General features: G+C 59.9%; 16 protein-coding genes. 13 read left to right on the top strand and 3 right to left on the bottom strand.

All coding sequences use genetic code 11. The features are described from left to right. Positions 1-12 precede the first annotated feature (12 nt). The 4 genes from AC30D7_RS12430 (at position 13) to AC30D7_RS12445 (ending at position 2179) form a co-directional block, all read left to right on the top strand. Positions 13-318 (top strand): ribbon-helix-helix domain-containing protein, encoded by a 306-nt coding sequence (locus tag AC30D7_RS12430; RefSeq protein WP_019580887.1) that lies wholly within the window; start codon positions 13-15, stop codon positions 316-318. Positions 319-510: 192 nt separating this feature from the next. Then, positions 511-855, top strand: coding sequence for a YegP family protein (locus AC30D7_RS12435; protein ID WP_490134244.1), 345 nt, complete (start codon positions 511-513; stop codon positions 853-855). A gap of 158 nt (positions 856-1013) precedes the next feature. After that, positions 1014-1658: a hypothetical protein gene (locus AC30D7_RS12440; RefSeq protein WP_490134245.1), complete on the top strand. Its 645-nt coding sequence runs from the start codon at positions 1014-1016 to the stop codon at positions 1656-1658. After that, on the top strand, positions 1658-2179 hold the full coding sequence (locus tag AC30D7_RS12445) for a hypothetical protein (protein WP_490134246.1): 522 nt from the start codon (positions 1658-1660) through the stop codon (positions 2177-2179). The genes AC30D7_RS12440 and AC30D7_RS12445 overlap by 1 nt, the downstream gene beginning before the upstream one ends. A gap of 68 nt (positions 2180-2247) precedes the next feature. Here AC30D7_RS12445 and AC30D7_RS12450 read toward each other — a convergent pair whose 3' ends face one another. After that, on the bottom strand, positions 2248-3267 hold the full coding sequence (locus AC30D7_RS12450; RefSeq protein WP_490134247.1) for a DUF4917 family protein: 1020 nt from the start codon (positions 3265-3267) through the stop codon (positions 2248-2250). 156 nt (positions 3268-3423) lie between these two features. Here AC30D7_RS12450 and yiaY point away from each other — a divergent pair, with 156 nt between their 5' ends. After that, complete coding sequence (gene yiaY / locus AC30D7_RS12455; RefSeq protein WP_490134248.1) at positions 3424-4572, top strand: L-threonine dehydrogenase; 1149 nt, start codon at positions 3424-3426, stop codon at positions 4570-4572. Here yiaY and AC30D7_RS12460 read toward each other — a convergent pair. Together AC30D7_RS12460 and AC30D7_RS12465 are read right to left on the bottom strand one after the other, a co-directional pair. Beyond that, positions 4569-5735 (bottom strand): MFS transporter, encoded by a 1167-nt coding sequence (locus AC30D7_RS12460; protein ID WP_490134249.1) that lies wholly within the window; start codon positions 5733-5735, stop codon positions 4569-4571. The two genes, yiaY and AC30D7_RS12460, sit on opposite strands and share 4 nt — an antisense overlap. Before the next feature lie 19 nt (positions 5736-5754). Further along, the gene (locus tag AC30D7_RS12465) at positions 5755-6990 is read right to left on the bottom strand and encodes an aminotransferase class I/II-fold pyridoxal phosphate-dependent enzyme (RefSeq protein ID WP_490134250.1); all 1236 of its coding nucleotides are present in this window, start codon (positions 6988-6990) and stop codon (positions 5755-5757) included. Between the two features lie 240 nt (positions 6991-7230). Here AC30D7_RS12465 and AC30D7_RS12470 point away from each other — a divergent pair, with 240 nt between their 5' ends. The 8 genes from AC30D7_RS12470 (at position 7231) to AC30D7_RS12505 (ending at position 15091) form a co-directional block, all read left to right on the top strand. After that, complete coding sequence (locus AC30D7_RS12470; protein WP_490134251.1) at positions 7231-8139, top strand: LysR family transcriptional regulator; 909 nt, start codon at positions 7231-7233, stop codon at positions 8137-8139. Positions 8140-8399: 260 nt separating this feature from the next. Beyond that, complete coding sequence (locus AC30D7_RS12475) at positions 8400-9593, top strand: CaiB/BaiF CoA transferase family protein (RefSeq protein WP_490134252.1); 1194 nt, start codon at positions 8400-8402, stop codon at positions 9591-9593. Further along, positions 9590-10516: a hydroxymethylglutaryl-CoA lyase gene (locus AC30D7_RS12480; RefSeq protein WP_018926830.1), complete on the top strand. Its 927-nt coding sequence runs from the start codon at positions 9590-9592 to the stop codon at positions 10514-10516. The genes AC30D7_RS12475 and AC30D7_RS12480 overlap by 4 nt, the downstream gene beginning before the upstream one ends. Positions 10517-10692: 176 nt before the next feature. Further along, positions 10693-12024, top strand: coding sequence for an MFS transporter (locus AC30D7_RS12485; protein ID WP_019580877.1), 1332 nt, complete (start codon positions 10693-10695; stop codon positions 12022-12024). A 220-nt stretch (positions 12025-12244) separates the two neighbouring features. Continuing rightward, entirely contained in the window at positions 12245-12661 is a 417-nt protein-coding gene (fos, locus tag AC30D7_RS12490) for a fosfomycin resistance glutathione transferase (RefSeq protein WP_490134253.1), read from the top strand. A gap of 62 nt (positions 12662-12723) precedes the next feature. After that, positions 12724-13362, top strand: a complete 639-nt coding sequence (locus AC30D7_RS12495) for a LysE family translocator (protein ID WP_490134254.1) — start codon at positions 12724-12726, stop codon at positions 13360-13362. 104 nt (positions 13363-13466) lie between these two features. Next, positions 13467-14816, top strand: coding sequence for a sensor domain-containing protein (locus tag AC30D7_RS12500; protein ID WP_490134255.1), 1350 nt, complete (start codon positions 13467-13469; stop codon positions 14814-14816). A 116-nt stretch (positions 14817-14932) separates the two neighbouring features. Further along, on the top strand, positions 14933-15091 hold the full coding sequence (locus AC30D7_RS12505) for a KGG domain-containing protein (protein ID WP_490134256.1): 159 nt from the start codon (positions 14933-14935) through the stop codon (positions 15089-15091). Positions 15092-15108 lie beyond the last annotated feature (17 nt).

The following is a 15108-nucleotide window of genomic DNA, read 5'->3' on the forward strand; positions in this document are numbered from 1 at the left end:
AGGGACCTGTCCATGTGCGAGCTCTACGTCAAGGCCGATCCGATTCTCTACGAATCGCGCTCCCGCTCGCTGCGCATCTGCGGGGTGGTGACCACCCTGCGGCTGGAGAACCAGTTCTGGGACATCCTCAGCGAAATCGCCGAGGTCGACGGCATGACCACCAATCAGTTGATCGCCAAACTGTATGAAGAGGTGATGGACTACCGCGGCGAGGTGGTGAATTTCGCCTCGTTCTTGCGGGTCAGCTGCATGCGCTACCTGAGCCAGCGCCGGGTGCAGGCGCCTGAGTTGTCGGTGGTGCGGACGGTGGTGAAGTAGGGCGGTTTTTGTATCGGCCTCGGGGGCGCCTTCGCGGGCAAGCCTCGCTCCTACGGATGTACGCGATATCCGCGATCACAGATATCTGTAGGAGCGAGGCTTGCCCGCGAAGAGGCCGGTACAGGCGACAGAAAACCTGGCTTGGTCTTTACTCTGAAGCGCGAAACCTCTCAATCGCCAAGGAGAACAAGCATGTCTGGATGGTACGAAGTGAGCAAAACCAGCAATGGTCAGTTCAAGTTTGTGTTGAAAGCGGCCAACGCCGAAACCATTCTGGTCAGTGAGCTGTACACCACGCGCGGTGCGGTCGATAGCGGAATCGCCTCGGTCCAGGCCAACAGCCCGCTGGATGAACGCTACGAGAAAAAAAGCACCAAGGACGGCCATCCTTACTTCAACCTCAAGGCTGCCAACCATCAAATCATCGGCAGCAGCGAGTCTTACTCATCCGATGCCGCGCGGGAAAAAGGCATCGCCAGCGTCAAGGCCAACGGCCCGACCACGGTGATCAAGGACAAGACCTTGCCGGTGCTCTGATCGAAAATGCCTTCCATCAACGGTCGCCAAATCATTGGCGACCGAATTCTGGCCAAGTGCCATCATTTCCATTATTCTCCGCGTCCATTACATGGAAGTGGTTCTGCAAGCCCTCTTTCGTGACGTCTTCAAATATTCACTGAAGAGAGTTTTCTTCCATGATCCGCGTTTTTGCTCTACTGACATTGCTGCTGGGCCTGGCGGGTTGTCACAGCATGTCCCCGATTCACATCGACGAAGAACTCACGCCCAACGCCGGCTCAGGCGTGGCTTATGTGGTGGGTGTTGTCGGTATCTGGCCCAAGGCGGTCAATACCGCACAGGACCAAATGCTGATGATTCGCCAGCGAGGCAGCGACAACTTTGCCACGGCGCGTTTGCACAACGAGTTTTACGCTCGCACACCGCGGGACGTGCGCGAGACCGGGCACGGAATCGGCACACTGTTTGTCATGCCGCTCAAACCCGGGCGTTATGAACTCTATAACCTGCGCTTCGATCATGGCTCTTCGGTTTCCTGGAGCCGGGAAGATTTCACCATCCCGTTTCAATTAGAAGCCGGCAAGGCTTACTACATCGGTGATTTCCGTGCGGGCTGCGTGACACCCGGACATTCTACTTGCCTCTTTTTGCACAGCGACCACCTTGAGCGTGACTCGGCGTTGGTGCGGGCGAAATATCCCCAAGTACCAGGACTGCAACGGCTGGACCTGCCAAACCTTTATTCGGCAACGCCGTTCATCCGCGAAGAGGATGGAGCGAGCTCCTCCGTTTACAAATCCATGCTCTCAGGAAAACTTTAATGCGCACCAAAGCACTGTTTCTGTGGCTGACCCTGCTGCTCGGCGGCTGTCAGGCAACCCATACGCTTAAAGCCCCAGAGGTTGATTACAACCAGCAACTGCCGGCGATCAATGTCAGTGTTATGGGGCTCCCCAGCTGGATGCTGCGGGACGAACTGCGCCGCCGCGGTACGTTCAACGAGGTCAAGGCCGGTCGAAGCGCTGACGGTTACAATGTGCTGGTCATTGCCAACAGCGATGTCGGCGCCTTGCAGCCACAGATGTTTTTGAGCGCTTTCACGCTGTTTCTGGTTCCGGTGCCAGTAAGTTGGGACAGTACGCTGATCTTTAGCCTCAGCCATGGGACAGAGGTGCTGGGTGTCTACACGGTCCATAACCAAACCAAATCCTGGCGCGGTGCATTCAACGCATCCGGAGGACAGTTCGAGCATGTGCAGTTGATTGCAGACACCTTTATCGCTCAGGTGCTGAAAGATCAGCCGTTCCGGCGCGAAGCTTTAAAGAACGCAGCGGGCATTTAGCCGATAAAAAAAATCGCAGCCTCCGACAGCGCAGGAGCTGCCGAAGGCTGCGATCTTTTGATCTTGACCTAAACCTCGACTGGAACTGTGAGCTTAGGGTTACCGAGCGCATGGGTCTTCGAGTCAAAAAACCGCAACTCCACACCCGTCCCTTCGAACACCTTCGCGTAATGCCGTTTCTGATGCTGGATGAACGCTTTGCTGCGCGGGTAAATCGAGATCGCCACCACCTTCGGCTTCGCCAGGCGCAACGCATGAACGATGTGACTGTCCTGCTCGCCAAGGGCATGCCCGAAGATGCACAACCCGTCGCCATGGCCCAGTAACTGGTCGTAACAGAACGACAGGTAATCCGAGCTGCGAATGGTCTTGAGTTTGTCCTGCGCCGGGCCTTCGTTGACGAACAGCGGCACGTCGTCGAGGGTCTTGATCGTATTGTTGATCGCGAAATTGCCGAGCAACGTCCCTTCGGTCGACATCAATTTGCGCGCCGTGCCGTCCTGATTGCGCACCAGATGCAGGCCGCCGTGCAGGTACAGCAAACGTGGTTTGTCGGTGGCGCTGGCGCTCAGATCGAAGCCGGGCTCGGCACCCTGGAACAGGTCGGTAATGACGTCCGGTCGATGCTGGATCGCCCAATAGCTGAGCAAATCATAGTTGGTGGTGAACACCGTCCGATAGCTGCCCAGTTCCTGATTGATCGTCGCCAGCGTCGAAGGCTTCACCAGCCGCCACGGGATGTGCACTGCGTGCACGGTGTTGATCAGCGCTTCCTTGATCGCGTAATAGCGATTGCGCGGTGCTGCGGAGCTGACAGCCAGGGCTTTGTTGACTCGGCTGGTGGTTTTCAGCGCGCCGAGAACCTGCTCGAAACTGCGCGTCTGCATTGCGTCGAACACGCTCAGCTCGGACTGGCTCAGGGGCTTTTCTTCGACGGTGCGGGCGTTTTCGAACAGCGAGTCGTAGCCGAAGTCGTCCCACACGGCGCGGCTGGCGCCGTTACCCACCAGCAGGCCGCCGAACGAGGCGGTGGTGCGCAAGGCGTTCCAGTCTTCAAGTTGGGCATCGACATCCTGGAAATCGGTCATTGCGTTTGTCGTCTCGAAGCAAAAGGTCTGATGGACGGCGACTTTATCACGCCCCGGCGTTGAGCCAGATCAACATACCGCGTGACTGATCGGTCGACCCTGTGCGCACCCGCCGAATCGGCATTGCCGATTCGGTTTCAGCCAGGAGACTCGCGCATGAGCAGTACGTTTTTCATTCCCGCCGTGAACATCATGGGCACCGGTTGCCTCGACGAAGCCATGGACGCCATTGGCAAGTATGGTTTTCGCAAGGCACTGATCGTCACTGACACCGGGCTGGCCAAGGCTGGCGTGGCATCGAGGATTGCCGAGAAACTGGCGTTGCAGGACATCGACTCGGTGATCTTCGACGGCGCCAAGCCGAATCCGAGCATCGCCAACGTCGAGCATGGCCTTGGCCTGCTCAAGGAAAGTCGCTGTGATTTCGTGGTGTCTCTGGGCGGCGGTTCGCCTCACGACTGCGCCAAGGGTATCGCCTTGTGCGCCACAAACGGTGGGACGATCCGTGACTACGAAGGTGTCGATCAGTCGGCCAAACCCCAGCTACCGTTGATCGCGATCAACACCACCGCCGGCACTGCCAGCGAGATGACCCGTTTTTGCATCATCACGGATGAATCGCGCCACGTAAAAATGGCCATCGTCGACCGCAACGTTACGCCGCTGCTGTCAGTCAACGACCCGGAACTGATGGTCGCCATGCCCAAGGGCCTGACCGCCGCCACCGGCATGGACGCATTGACCCATGCCGTCGAAGCCTACGTCTCCACGGCAGCCAACCCGATTACCGATGCCTGTGCGCTGAAAGCCATCACATTGATCAGCGACAACCTGCGCCAGGCGGTGCGGGACGGCAGTGACATGATCGCTCGGGAAAACATGGCCTACGCGCAATTTATGGCGGGCATGGCGTTCAACAATGCGTCCCTTGGCTACGTTCACGCGATGGCCCATCAGTTAGGCGGGTTCTACGACCTGCCCCATGGTGTGTGCAACGCGGTGCTGCTACCTCACGTGCAGAGCTTCAACGCGCTGGTTTGTGCCCCTCGCCTGACCGACGTTGCCCATGCGATGGGGGCCGACATTCGCGGGCTCAGTCCGGAAGAGGGCGCGCAGGCGGCGATCGCGGCGATCCGCAGCCTGGCCAGGGATGTGGACATTCCCGCCGGTTTGCGTGAACTCGGTGCCAGGCTCAATGACATCCCGGTCCTTGCCGGCAATGCCCTCAAGGACGCCTGTGGACTGACCAACCCACGGGCGGCGGATCAGCGGCAGATCGAGGAGATTTTCCGCAGCGCGTTCTAAGCGGTTCGACGGCCGGGCGCGAGCACTACGCAAAGCAGCGCGCCCAAGGCCAGCAAGGTGCACAACAGCGACAACGGCCATGCCTGCTGGCTGGCTATCAGGCTGGCGATACCACCGATAACGGCGGCCATCAGTTGATGAATGAAACCGCTCAATGCCATCGCATAAGCACCGCCGACCGGCGAACCGTGGTTGGCCAGGGACAGGCTGATCGGGTAAATCAGCGATTGGCCGAATACTGCAAAACAATAGGGCAACCAGAACAGCAGCGCGATAGACGTGCCTGCGAGGCTACCCAGCAACATGACTGCGCTGCCGGCCAGTATCAGCCCGACGCCCGCCGTCATCAGCCATTGCTGACCGGTATGCAGTACGAAGCGATTGACCGCCACGGCCCCGAGAAAGTACGCCGCGCTGATGGGCCAGCCCAACAAGCCGTATTCCACTGCCGACCACTTGAAGGCGCCTTGCAGAATCAGCGGTGCAGCGGTGTTGAACGCGACAATCACCCCATACCCCAAGCCACCGGCGAGGGCCGGAAACAGGAAGGCCCGATGACGCAGAATGTGCCCGTAGCTCGTCCAGGCCGATGATGGTGTGTTCTCTTCTGCCAGCATCGGGAACATGACCCGTGCCACTACCAGCGCCATTAACAGGCTCGCACCACCCAATAAGTAGAAAATCGCTGGCCAGCCCAGTGTCACCTGGATGATCGATCCCAAGTATTGACCGATGCCCAGCGCCACCACAAAGGAAATCGATATCCAGGACAACGCCTTGGCCAGCAGATCGCCGCGAAAACTGTCGCGGATCAGCACCCGGGCCATGACTGAAATCCCGCTGGCGCCAATCCCCTGAATCAGGCGAAAAACCAGGAACGATTCAAGTGTCTGGCCCAGGGGCAGGGCCAGGTTGCCCAGCCCATAGAGGCCGAGCGCCGCGAGCAACACCGGCTTGCGACCAATGCGCTGGCCCAGGCTGCCCCAGAACAGCATCGGCAGCGCCATGCCGATCAGATACACCGCCAATCCCCATGAAACCTGCGAGGCATCGGCGGACAGATCACCGGCAATTTCCGGCAGCGCCGACAGGTAAATGCTCATGCCCAATTGAGCGAGAAAAACCGTGCAGCAGGTGATGAGGAGGGTGGTGCTGCTCTTCATTTGATCTTCCCTGGATTTTTCAGCTGCCGATGTCCCGGCCGTGCGTGCGTAAAAGCTCGGTGATGAGTTCACAGAAATGGCGGATCAGCGTCGTCTCCATGTCGGCGCGCAGGGTGATTCTGATGGCTGCCTTGTCTTGTGCAACTACCGGGAAAAAGACTGCCGAGGTGAAGAATCCGTGATTGGCCAGTTCAATGGCGATGGTGTTGGCCAACGATGCCTCACCGCAATTGACCAGTCGAATCGCCATGTTGCTGTTGTGTTGTCCGGTTCGTATGAGGCTGTCGAAGAGGCGGATATTAACCTGAAGCTTTTCCTGCAATGCGGCGAATTCCAGGGTGTGGTGTAGCTGGATGGATGCCCGGCCCGCGCCAATGGCTGCACTGTTCAGGCTTTGCGACCAGTTACTGGGGCCGCCGTAACGTGCAATGAGCTTCTTCTGCCGTTCACTGCCCAGCATCACCAGTCCGCCGCTGGCGCCGAACGACTTGGCCAGCGAGGCGACAATGAGACAGTCATCATCCAGGGTATGCAGCCTGGGACGCACGAGACCGGCGCCGAATGTTCCTACAGCGGAAAGTGCGTGGGAGTCGTCCAGATAGAGAAACAGCCCATAGCGGTCCTTCAGATACAAAAGGCTGTCCATGTCCGCAACCCCGCCCATGCTGTAGGCGCCGTCGGCGATATACGCGACCCTGGTGTGCCGTTGACACAGTGTCTCGAGGAAATCCATGTCGTTATGCGGGCACGTCACGACCGTGGTTTCATCGGCACAGGCGGCTTTCAGGTGATTCATCGAGTAGTGCGCCAACCGGTCGAAAACCATCACTGGAGGGCGATTTTCCGTGAATACGCCGCTGGCCAGCAACGGCAGGATTCCGGCGCTCGCCGCACTGCACGACAGAGTGCTCAGGCAACTGGCGCCGAACAACTCGGACAGTTCGGTTTCGTATTGGTCCAGAATCGCCAGCTTGCAGCGGTTCTTGGAATTGGCGATGCGAAGTGTGCCGGTTTCCCACAGCGTGGTCATGGCACCGTCGAGAATATCGGGATGGTGATCCAGACCCAGGTATGACGTTGTACAGAAATGATGAAACGCTCTCCCATACTGATCGAGCATGCGGTTGGCACTTTTTATCTCAACGTTGAGCCCCGCGATTTTTCCGGTTTCGGCGGTCTCCCAATCATGATCAGCCAATGAAACGAGTTTGCGGTAGTTGGTGAAGGTGTGCGCCGTGTACGGTATCTGGTTCATGTGTGAGTGACATTCCTTGAGTGAATCTATCCGTGGGTTTGTTGCAGTTTGTGTGTGTTGCCAGACTTTACAGAGAGTCCCGCTGGGCTTTGAATCGGCTGTTTCCGGTAGTACTGAGAGTTGTAAGAGAATTTGTTGTAGGGCGATGCCCCGGAGTGCTGTGGGTCATTGGATGGCGGGCACGAATCGAATCCGGGCTATCCTGCCGACTCAGTCGCACCGAAATCATCGAGCCCAGCCATGCTGCAAAAAAGCCTGATCCGCCGCCTTGACCTGATCACTCTCCAGCTGTTTGTGGCCGTCCACGAAGAGGGCACCCTGACCCGTGCCGCCGCCCGCGAAGCGATCGCGGTGTCGGCGGCCAGCAAGCGCTTAATGGAACTGGAAGAGGCGCTGGGCATTAGCCTCTTCGTGCGTCAGGCCAAGGGCATGACCCTGACACCGGCCGGTGAAACCCTGCTGCACTATGCCCGGCAGATGCTGTTCAACGTTGAGAAAATGGGCCTCGAGCTGGGCGAACACAGCCACGGTGTACGCGGTTATGTGCGGATGCTCGCCAATCTGTCGGCGATCATTCAATTCCTGCCCGAAGACCTGCGGGACTTTTCCGCGCGCCATCCGCAGGTCAAGACCGACCTCGAGGAGCGCCCCAGTAGTGGGGTGATTCAGGGTGTGCTCGATGGTGTGGCGGACCTTGGGATCTGTTCCAGCGACAGCGACGTCAAGGGACTGCACAGTGTTGTTTATCGCCAGGATAAACTGGTCGTGCTGATGCCGGCCGATCATCCGCTGGCCAGTCGTTCGACCCTGGCATTTGCCGACACGCTGGACAGCGATTATGTCGGTCTGCATTCGGCCAGTTCCATCAACATGCGCACCCATGCAGCCGCGCGCAAGGCCGGCAAGGTACTGAGGCTACGAATTCATGTGCCGGGGTTCGACGCCATGTGCCGGATGGTCCAGGCCAATATGGGCATCGGCATCCTGCCGCTGAAGGCCTACGAACTGTTTGGCCGGGCGCTGGGGTTGCACGCGGTGCCGCTGACGGATGACTGGTCGGATCGTGCGTTGATTCTGGTGGTGCGCGATCAAGCGGCGCTGTCGCCGGTGAGCCGGATGTTGTTTGAGCATTTGCGTGGCCAGGCCTGACAGTTCTCGATTGCATGGACGGGCCTCTTCGCGGGCAAGCCTCGCTCCTACAGGCGGACGCAAATACACGACTAACCGAAATCCTGTAGGAGCGAGCGGTGCGGTGATCTGACTTGCCCGCGAAGACTGACTTGAGGTCGCGATCATCTCCAGCCAGGCATTCGCGTTTCGCGAACGGTCGTTGCCAACAGAAGGTTGGATTCCTGGACACCCGGTCCTCTAGCCTTGGCGCATATTCCAAGAACAAGAGGTACCCCGCGATGACTGCCCCCTTGAGTGCAATCAAAGTGATCGAAATCGGCACACTGATCGCCGCACCGTTTGCCGCGCGCATGCTGGCCGAGTTCGGCGCCGAAGTGATCAAGATCGAAGCCATGGGCCAGGGCGATCCCTTGCGCAAATGGCGCAAGCTGCACGAAGGCACTTCGTTGTGGTGGTACCTGCAATCGCGAAACAAGAAGTCCCTGGCGCTGAATCTGAAATCCCCTGAAGGCATCGAGCTGGTCAAGCAACTGGCGACCGATGCCGATGTGCTGATCGAAAACCTGCGCCCCGGCGCCCTGGAGAAACTCGGCCTGGGCTGGGACGTGTTGCATGCCCTCAATCCCAGCCTGACGCTGGTGCGCATTTCCGGTTACGGCCAGACCGGCCCGTACCGTGATCGTCCGGGTTTCGGGGCGATCGGCGAGGCGATGGGCGGGATTCGCTATACCACCGGTACTCCCGGTTCGCCGCCGGCCCGAGTGGGGGTGAGTCTGGGGGATTCCCTGGCTTCGCTGCACGCGGTCATCGGTGCCTTGATGTCGCTGCTGCGGGTCAAGACCGGGCAGGGCGGCGGGCAAGTGGTTGATGTGTCGTTGGCCGAAAGCGTGTTCAACGTCATGGAAAGCCTGGTGCCGGAATACGACATGCTCGGTCATGTGCGCGAGCGCAGCGGCGGGGCGTTACCGGGTATTGCGCCGTCCAACACCTACCTGACTGCCGACGGTGCCTACGTGGTGATCGCCGGCAACAGCGACCCGATCTACAAGCGTCTGATGGCGGTGATTGGCCGGGCCGACCTGGCCGAAGCGCCGGAGTTCGCGCATAACGATGGCCGCGCCGCCAAAAGTAACGTGCTCGACGCAGCCATTACTCACTGGACCAGCAGCCTGCCGATCGATGAGGTGTTGGCGGCTCTGGAAGCTGCCGAAGTCCCGGCCGGGCGCATCTATTCGGTGGCCGACATCGTTGCCGATCCTCACTATCAGGCGCGGGGCATGCTGCTCAACGCCGAACTGCCGGGCGGTGCCACGGTGAAGATGCCGGGCATCGTACCGAAAATGTCCGAGACCCCTGGTGGCGTGAACTGGTCGGGGCCGAGCCTGGGTCAGCACACCGACGGCATCCTCGCGGGGCTGGGCCTGACTGACCAGGACATCGAACGGTTGAAAGCTGAAGGGGTGGTGCAATGATCACTGATTATTCCCAGACGCTGATCGTTCAGGAGGTTTCCCCGCGTGACGGCTTGCAGATCGAGCCTACCTGGGTCGAAACCGCCGACAAGATTGCGTTGATCGATCAGTTGTCGCTGGCGGGTTTCAGCCGCATCGAAGCCGGTTCGTTCGTGTCGCCCAAGGCGATTCCGGCGCTGCGCGATGGCGAGCCAGTGTTCAAGGGCATCGCCCGACAGCCGGGCGTGATCTATGTCGCGTTGATCCCTAACCTCAAAGGCGCACAACGAGCACTGGACTCGGGGGCCGACGAGCTGAACCTGGTGATGTCCGCCAGCCAGACCCACAACCTGGCGAACATGCGGATGCGCTGCGAGGCGTCATTGGCTGCGTTCGGCGAGATCGTCGAGTTCGTTCGCAGCACGCCGGTGCGGCTCAACGGCAGCATCGCCACGACCTTCGGATGCCCGTTTGAAGGCACGATCGATGAGGATCGCGTGCTGCAGATTGTCGAGGCTTATCAGGAGCTCGGCATTACGGGCATTACCCTGGCCGACACCACCGGCATGGCCAATCCACGCCAGGTCGACCGTGTGGTGCGACGGGTGTTGCAACGGGTTTCACCGGCTGATCTGACCCTGCATTTCCACAACACGCGCGGCCTCGGTCTGTGCAACGTATTGGCAGCTTACGAGGCCGGAGCCCGGCGCTTTGACGCAGCCCTCGGTGGTCTTGGCGGTTGCCCGTTTGCACCGGGTGCCTCGGGCAATATCTGCACCGAAGATTTGGTCAATCTGTGCGATGAAGTCGGCATTCGCACCGGCATCGACTTGCCGTTGTTGCTGCGATTGTCGCGAGGCTTACCCGCATTGCTGGGCCATGAAGTGCCCGGGCAGCTCGCCAAGGCCGGACGTAACTGCGACCTGCACCCGACACCGTCCTGAACCACCGAACAAACACTGTAGGAGCGAGGCTTGCCCGCGAAAGCGGTCTGACATTCAGCATCGATGGAGGCCGACACACCGCCTTCGCGGGCAAGCCTCGCTCCTACAAAAGCCACAACGAACCAGACAACAAAAACAATCGGACGCCCACGGGACGTCTGCCTGGAGAAACCACGATGAGCCTCAATGTTCTGGAGGCGGGCGTGAGCCCGTCCGTTAGTCACGACGCCGAAAAAGCCCTGGTCCGCAAAGTCGCCTGGCGACTGATGCCGCTGATCATGGTCTGCTACCTGTTCGCGTTTTTCGACCGCATCAACATCAGCTTCGCCAAATTCCAGTTGCAGGCCGACCTGAGCCTGAGCGATACCGCTTACGGCCTCGGCGCCGGGCTGTTTGTAGTCGGTTATGTGATCTTTGAAGTGCCGAGCAACATGATGCTTTACAAGGTGGGTGCCCGGCGCTGGATCGCCCGGATCATGATGTCGTGGGGGCTCGCGACGGCGGCCATGGTCTTCGTCAACAGCGAATGGCAGTTCTACGCCCTGCGTTTCGTGATCGGTGCGATGGAGGCGGGTTTTGCTCCGGGCGTGTTGTATTACCTGACGCTGTGGTTCCCGCAGCACTATCGGGGGCGCATCACCTCGATGCTGTTTCTCGCGTCGGCGTTTGCCGGGCTGGTTGGCGCACCGTTCTCCGGGTTGGTGCTGCAACACCTTGATGGCTTCCTCGATATGCGCGGCTGGCATTGGCTGTTTCTGCTCGGTGGCGTTCCTTGCATCGGCCTTGGCTTGTTGGTGCTGACCGTGCTCAAGGACCGCATCGAAGATGCCCATTGGTTGACCCCGTCGGAGAAGACACTGCTCGCCAGCCGTATCGCGCACCACGAACCCCACAAGAGCGGCGGCTCCTTGCTGGCCGCACTCCGGATTCCGGGTTTCCTGATGCTGGGGCTGATCTACTTTCTGATTCAGGTGGCGTCTTACGGCTTGAATTTCTGGGCGCCGCAACTGATCCGCAGTGCCGGCACCGAGAGCCCGGTGATGATCGGCTTGCTGACCGCCATTCCCTACATCTGCGGCGCCATCAGCATGGTGGTGATCGGGCGGTTATCAGACGCCACCGGTGAGCGGCGCAAGTTTGTCGCGGGTCTGGTGGCGGCAGGTGCGGTGGGTTTCTTCTGCGCAGGAATTTTCGCCAACCACACGACTTTCCTGATTGTTGCCCTGGGCTTGCTCGGTGCCGGGATCATCGCGTCCATCCCGAGCTTCTGGACCCTGCCACCGAAACTCCTGGCCGGTGCCGGGGCAGGCGCCGCTGGCGGGATCGCGGTGATCAATACCCTTGGCCAGTTCGGTGGGATCGTCAGCCCGGTCATGGTCGGGCGGATCAAAGACCTGACCGGCAGCACCACCCCCGCGCTGTACGTCATCGGTGTCGCCGCGCTGATCGCCGCTGCGTTGTTGCTGTGGGGGTTGCCGCAGAAGCTGCGCACGCTCGACAAGTTCTGAAGTTCGCGGCGTCAGAAATACCGCTTTCGCGAGCAAGCCCGCTCCCACATTGACCGCGTCGGGCACAGGATTCGTGCCCGCCGCCACTCCCTGTGGGAGCGGGCTTGCTCGCGAAGACTGACTCTCAGCCAACAAAGCCCCCGTCGGCTGTACGCTCAAGGATGTTTAAGCTTTACTCTCCGCTCGCGACCACCCAGAGAGACTCAAGGTTACCCAACCCATGCTAACCGGCCTCAACCACCTGACCCTCGCCGTCACTGACCTGAACCGCAGCGTGGCGTTCTATCGCGATCTGCTGCAACTTCAGCTTGCAGCCACTTGGGACACCGGCGCCTATCTCTCGCTACCCGGTCTGTGGCTGTGCCTTTCTCTCGATCCACGGCGCGAGTCCGTGCCGGCCGCCGACTACACCCATTACGCCTTCAGCCTCGAAGCTGTGGACTTCCTGCCGTTCGTCGAGCGCCTGCGATCCGCCAACGTGCGGGAATGGCGGGACAACCGCAGTGAAGGTGCGTCGTTCTATTTTCTCGACCCGGATGGGCACAAGCTTGAGGCGCATGTCGGGGATCTGGCGTCGCGGCTGGTGGCTTGTCGGCAGCGACCCTATGCGGGGATGAAGTTCTTCGACGATCAGTGAGTCGATGTTCGGCGTCCTGAGATAGAATTGCGCCCCTTCACCCGGCGTCCTCAGGAATTTCCATGACTCCATCGCTGCTAATGGCCGTTCTCGCCTCGGGCTTCATTTATGGCATTACGCCGGGGCCCGGTGTGTTGGCGGTGTTCGGCATCGGCGCGGCACGCGGACGGCGGGCCGGGGCGGGGTTTCTGTGCGGGCATTTGCTGGGCGACGTGGTCTGGTGCAGCACTGCACTGATTGCGATTGTCGGTGCGCGGGAAATCGGCAGCACTGCGTTCGATGTGCTGGGTGTGCTCAGTGGGCTTTATTTGTTCTGGCTGGGGCTGCGCGCGGTTCGCGCTCGTCGCGCCAGTGCCGAGGCGCCTCAGGGCCCGGCGCGGCAGCCGTTCTGGCACGGCATCCTGTTCGGCCTGACCAACCCCAAGGCATACCCGGTGGCGGTGGCGACCTTTACTGCGCTGTTGTCCAGCCGTGCAGAGTTGCTGCATTGGTCCATGTTGCCCTGGTTGATCATCTTGAGCTTCATTGGTGGCCTTTTGGCCTACGCTATTCTCATTAGCATCGTCGGTGCGCGTCAGGTGCGCACGTTGTATCAGCGTCATGAACTGGCGATCACCCGCTTGTGCGGGGTCATGTTCATCGGCTTCGCCATCAATGCCCTGGTGCATGCGCTGCCAGGGCTGGTGACGAACAAGGCTTGAGGCTGAACGCAGGGACGCGTCGGCTGCACGTCATCGCTCGGGCGTATGACCGGTCAGGGAGGGGTTGTTCAATTGTTGCATTGTCCGGACACGCGCTCGGCATCATGGAAACCAGAAATTCCGCGCCACTGGCGAGTTACATCGACCTCTTGCTGGATGCCGTCTGTGCGGTGGACAAACAAGGTCGCTTCGTATTTGTCAGCGCGGCCTGCGAGCGCATTTTCGGTTACACCCCCGACGAGCTGATCGGTCAGTCGATGATCGACCTGGTTCATCCCGCCGACCGACAGCGTACCCTCGACGCCGCGCGGGATATCATGGGGGGCGAACCCAAGCTCAACTTTGAAAATCGTTACCTGCGCAAGGACGGCAGGGTGGTGCACATACTCTGGTCGGCACGCTGGTCGGAGGTCGATCAGTTGCGTATCGCCGTGGCTCGCGACATCACCGAGCGCAAACAGGCCGAGTCCCGACAAGCGGCGCTGTATGCGATCTCCGAAGCGGCCCACGCGGCGGAAGATTTGCTGGCGCTGTTCAAACGCATCCATTCGATCATCGGCGAATGGCTGCCGGCGTTGAATTTCTCCGTGGCGCTGTATGACGAGCACTGTGCGCAGCTGAATTTCCCCTATCACGTCGACGACCATGAGCTGCAACCCGAGGATCCCGGGACTGTTACCGGGCGTTTGTGCGCAGAAGTGATTCGCAGTGGCTTGCCGATTCTGCTGACCCCGGATCAGGACAATCTGCCTGAAGGGTTTGCGGCTTTGGTCAGGGGCCACGACTCACCCTGCTGGCTGGGCGTGCCGTTGAGTTCGCAAAACGGCACCATTGGCGCTCTGATCGTCAAAAGCGTGCCGGGCGGCGAGCGCTACACCGAGCAAGACAAGGAGCTGCTGCAGTATGTTTGTGCCCAGGTCGCGACCGCGATCGAACGCAAGCAATTGCATGCCCGGCTCCAGCGCATGGCCCAGTACGATCAACTGACTCAGCTGCCCAATCGCGAATTGCTGCGCGAACGCCTGAAAGCCTCGCTGGCACTGGCCCGGGCAGACTCCGGTCGAATGGCATTGCTCTATGTCGACCTCGACCGCTTCAAGCAAGTCAATGACACCTTCGGTCATGCGGTCGGCGACATGCTGCTGCAAGCAGTCTCCAATAGGCTCAAGGGCTGCGTGCGCGAAACCGACACGGTGGCGCGCATTGGCGGTGATGAATTTGTCGTGCTGTTGCACAGCATCCACGTCGCGGAAGACGCCGAGAATGTGGCGGGGAAAATCCGTCAGGTGCTGGTTCAGCCCCTGCGTCTGGACGGGCACAGCCTGACGATCCAGCCGAGCATCGGCGTCGCGCGATACCCCGAAAATGGTACTGAAGAAAAGCAGCTGTTCAGGCATGCGGATGAGGCGATGTACGCCTCCAAGCGCCAGCACCATTCACGTCTCGGGGTCTGAAAATCCGTCACCGTTCGTCGCGGCGCTGCCAGGTTTTCTAAACCTTTTTTGGCATGGAAATTCATATCCTATGCGGGCGATTGCTCGCTGTGATCATCACCAAGAGGATGAGAACCATGCCTACTTCAAAAAATCCGAACCCGGGAGGCTTCGCCAACGATCGAACCAAGGCGTCTGAAGCCGGTCGCAAAGGTGGGAAAACCACCACGACGACCGTTGATAAAGACTCTTCGAAAGGAAGCATGGACCGCAAAGGCGGTCAGAAGTCTCGGTAACAGGTGAAGGTGGTTTT

It is taken from the genome of Pseudomonas sp. DF5 (genome assembly GCF_058148225.1).

Excerpts from the sequence above, each read along its gene's own strand:
- AC30D7_RS12430 (WP_019580887.1), top strand. The coding sequence starts at position 13 with ATGTGCGAGCTCTACGTCAAGGCCGATCCGATTCTCTACGAATCGCGC.
- AC30D7_RS12495 (WP_490134254.1), top strand. The coding sequence starts at position 12,724 with ATGACTCCATCGCTGCTAATGGCCGTTCTCGCCTCGGGCTTCATTTAT.
- AC30D7_RS12465 (WP_490134250.1), bottom strand. The coding sequence starts at position 6,990 with ATGAACCAGATACCGTACACGGCGCACACCTTCACCAACTACCGCAAA.
- yiaY (WP_490134248.1), top strand. The coding sequence starts at position 3,424 with ATGAGCAGTACGTTTTTCATTCCCGCCGTGAACATCATGGGCACCGGT.
- AC30D7_RS12470 (WP_490134251.1), top strand. The coding sequence starts at position 7,231 with ATGCTGCAAAAAAGCCTGATCCGCCGCCTTGACCTGATCACTCTCCAG.
- AC30D7_RS12445 (WP_490134246.1), top strand. The coding sequence starts at position 1,658 with ATGCGCACCAAAGCACTGTTTCTGTGGCTGACCCTGCTGCTCGGCGGC.
- AC30D7_RS12440 (WP_490134245.1), top strand. The coding sequence starts at position 1,014 with ATGATCCGCGTTTTTGCTCTACTGACATTGCTGCTGGGCCTGGCGGGT.
- AC30D7_RS12475 (WP_490134252.1), top strand. The coding sequence starts at position 8,400 with ATGACTGCCCCCTTGAGTGCAATCAAAGTGATCGAAATCGGCACACTG.
- AC30D7_RS12450 (WP_490134247.1), bottom strand. The coding sequence starts at position 3,267 with ATGACCGATTTCCAGGATGTCGATGCCCAACTTGAAGACTGGAACGCC.
- AC30D7_RS12460 (WP_490134249.1), bottom strand. The coding sequence starts at position 5,735 with ATGAAGAGCAGCACCACCCTCCTCATCACCTGCTGCACGGTTTTTCTC.
- AC30D7_RS12485 (WP_019580877.1), top strand. The coding sequence starts at position 10,693 with ATGAGCCTCAATGTTCTGGAGGCGGGCGTGAGCCCGTCCGTTAGTCAC.
- AC30D7_RS12435 (WP_490134244.1), top strand. The coding sequence starts at position 511 with ATGTCTGGATGGTACGAAGTGAGCAAAACCAGCAATGGTCAGTTCAAG.
- AC30D7_RS12480 (WP_018926830.1), top strand. The coding sequence starts at position 9,590 with ATGATCACTGATTATTCCCAGACGCTGATCGTTCAGGAGGTTTCCCCG.
- AC30D7_RS12505 (WP_490134256.1), top strand. The coding sequence starts at position 14,933 with ATGCCTACTTCAAAAAATCCGAACCCGGGAGGCTTCGCCAACGATCGA.
- fos (WP_490134253.1), top strand. The coding sequence starts at position 12,245 with ATGCTAACCGGCCTCAACCACCTGACCCTCGCCGTCACTGACCTGAAC.
- AC30D7_RS12500 (WP_490134255.1), top strand. The coding sequence starts at position 13,467 with ATGGAAACCAGAAATTCCGCGCCACTGGCGAGTTACATCGACCTCTTG.